The organism is Flavobacterium frigidum (assembly GCF_048286795.2).
The window spans coordinates 1-3,143 of the sequence record NZ_JBLVPT020000037.1 but is presented as its reverse complement, the minus strand read 5'-3'; the positions used below and the strand labels follow the sequence as shown (position 1 = coordinate 3,143).

The window sequence follows — 3,143 nt, the reverse complement described above, 5'->3', positions numbered from 1 at the left end:
CGACTTTAGGACCTTTGACCTTCGACTAGAGAAAGTTCATTGACATATTGAGATAAGAAATAATAAAAAGTAGAAAGCATTTTTTACTTGTTTATCATTAGACAAGTAAAAGAAACGGTCATTCTTAATTGAGTGATTGGTACAATAAGCAAAATAAGGGCGTATGGGGGATGCCTTGGCTCTCAGAGGCGATGAAAGGCGTGATAAGCTGCGAAAAGTTACGGGGATTGGCACACACGATATGATCCGTAAATACCTGAATGGGGCAACCCACTATGTTGAAGACATAGTACACCGATAGGTGGGCAAACCCGCTGAACTGAAACATCTAAGTAGGCGGAGGAGAAGAAAACAAAAGTGATTCCGTAAGTAGTGGCGAGCGAACGCGGATTAGCCCAAACCAAACATGTTACGGCATATTTGGGGTTGTAGGACCACGATATTTGTTGCGGATAGAATTAGAATCTACTGGAAAGTAGAGCCAAAGAAGGTGATAGCCCTGTATAAGTAATAGAAGATAACAATAGTGGTATCCTGAGTAGGGCGGGACACGAGAAATCCTGTCTGAATTTGGCGGGACCATCCGCTAAGGCTAAATACTCCTGAGAGACCGATAGTGAACCAGTACCGTGAGGGAAAGGTGAAAAGAACCGTGAATAACGGAGTGAAATAGATCCTGAAACCATACGCTTACAAGCGGTCGGAGCCCTTTCGTGGGGTGACGGCGTGCCTTTTGCATAATGAGCCTACGAGTTAACGTTGCTGGCAAGGATAAGTGGTTAAGCCACGGATCCGTAGCGAAAGCGAGTCTGAATAGGGCGCTTTAGTCAGTAGTGTTAGACGCGAAACCGTGTGATCTACCCATGGGCAGGATGAAGCGCTGGTAACACAGTGTGGAGGTCCGAACCGGTTGACGTTGAAAAGTCTTCGGATGACCTGTGGGTAGGGGTGAAAGGCCAATCAAACTCGGAAATAGCTCGTACTCCCCGAAATGCATTTAGGTGCAGCGCACGGCGTAAAATTATATAGAGGTAGAGCTACTGATTGGATGCGGGGGCTTCACCGCCTACCAATTCCTGACAAACTCCGAATGCTATATAATGTTTCCGTGCAGTGAGGGCTTGGGTGCTAAGGTCCAAGTCCGAGAGGGAAAGAACCCAGACCATCAGCTAAGGTCCCCAAATATACACTAAGTTGAAAGAACGAGGTTTGTCTGCCCAGACAGCTAGGATGTTGGCTTGGAAGCAGCCATTCATTTAAAGAGTGCGTAACAGCTCACTAGTCGAGCGGACGAGCATGGATAATAATCGGGCATAAGTGTATTACCGAAGCTATGGATTTACAAGCAATTGTAAGTGGTAGGGGAGCATTCTAACAGGGTAGAAGGTGTATCGTAAGGTATGCTGGACTGGTTAGAAAAGAAAATGTAGGCATAAGTAACGATAATGCGGGCGAGAAACCCGCACACCGAAAGACTAAGGTTTCCACAGCTATGCTAATCAGCTGTGGGTTAGTCGGGACCTAAGGCGAACCCGAAAGGGACAGTCGATGGACAACGGGTTAATATTCCCGTACTAGTTATTACTGTGATGGGGTGACGGAGTGATGAAAGCGCCGCGAACTGACGGAATAGTTCGTTGAAGTACCTACCTATAAGCTGCGCAGGCAAATCCACGCGGCTTGGGGAAATACGATAGTACTCGGAGTCTTCGGACAAAGAGATAGTGCGCCTAAGGGCTTCCAAGAAAAACCTCTAAACTTCAGGTAATAAGTACCCGTACCGCAAACCGACACAGGTAGTCGAGGAGAGAATCCTAAGGTGCTCGAGAGATTCATGGCTAAGGAATTAGGCAAAATAGACCCGTAACTTCGGGAGAAGGGTCGCCAGCAGCAATGCTGGCCGCAGTGAAGAGGTCCAGGCGACTGTTTATCAAAAACACAGGGCTCTGCAAAATCGTAAGATGAAGTATAGGGCCTGACACCTGCCCGGTGCTGGAAGGTTAAGAGGAGATGTTATCTTCGGAGAAGCATTGAATTGAAGCCCCAGTAAACGGCGGCCGTAACTATAACGGTCCTAAGGTAGCGAAATTCCTTGTCGGGTAAGTTCCGACCTGCACGAATGGTGTAACGATCTGGACACTGTCTCAGCCATGAGCTCGGTGAAATTGTAGTAGCGGTGAAGATGCCGCTTACCCGCAGTGGGACGAAAAGACCCTGTGCACCTTTACTATAGCTTAGTATTGACCTTGGATAAATGATGTGTAGGATAGGTTGGAGACTGTGAAGTGGCGTCGCTAGGCGTTGTGGAGTCATTGTTGAAATACAACCCTTTGTTTATCTGAGGCCTAACCCCCAATCGGGGGGACATTGCTTGGTGGGTAGTTTGACTGGGGTGGTCGCCTCCAAAAGAGTAACGGAGGCTTCTAAAGGTTCCCTCAGTACGCTTGGTAACCGTGCGTAGAGTGCAATGGCATAAGGGAGCTTGACTGAGAGACATACAGGTCGATCAGGTACGAAAGTAGAGCATAGTGATCCGGTGGTTCCGCATGGAAGGGCCATCGCTCAAAGGATAAAAGGTACGCCGGGGATAACAGGCTGATCTCCCCCAAGAGCTCATATCGACGGGGGGGTTTGGCACCTCGATGTCGGCTCGTCACATCCTGGGGCTGGAGAAGGTCCCAAGGGTTGGGCTGTTCGCCCATTAAAGTGGCACGCGAGCTGGGTTCAGAACGTCGTGAGACAGTTCGGTCTCTATCTACTGTGGGCGCAAGAAATTTGAGTGGATCTGATTCTAGTACGAGAGGACCGAATTGGACAAACCTCTAGTGTATCTGTTGTCACGCCAGTGGCATCGCAGAGTAGCTACGTTTGGAAGGGATAAGCGCTGAAAGCATATAAGCGCGAAACCCACCACAAGATGAGATTTCTTTTAAGGGTCGTGGGAGATGACCACGTTGATAGGCTATAGATGTAAAGGCAGTAATGTCATAGTCGAGTAGTACTAATAACCCGTAAGCTTATGTACGCTTTTCCTCCCGCTTCGGCGGGAGGAAGAAACTTTCTAGATCCTTTACAGGATGACAATTTAAATTTCTTTATCTCAGTATGTTAAGATATTACTATAATTATGAATTGTAAATTAT

At 47.7% G+C, this 3,143-nt stretch carries 1 rRNA gene; it reads left to right on the top strand.

From position 1 onward, the window contains the following. Positions 1 to 142 precede the first annotated feature (142 nt). A 23S ribosomal RNA gene (locus ACNQGB_RS15935) occupies positions 143 to 3,025 on the top strand. Positions 3,026 to 3,143 lie beyond the last annotated feature (118 nt).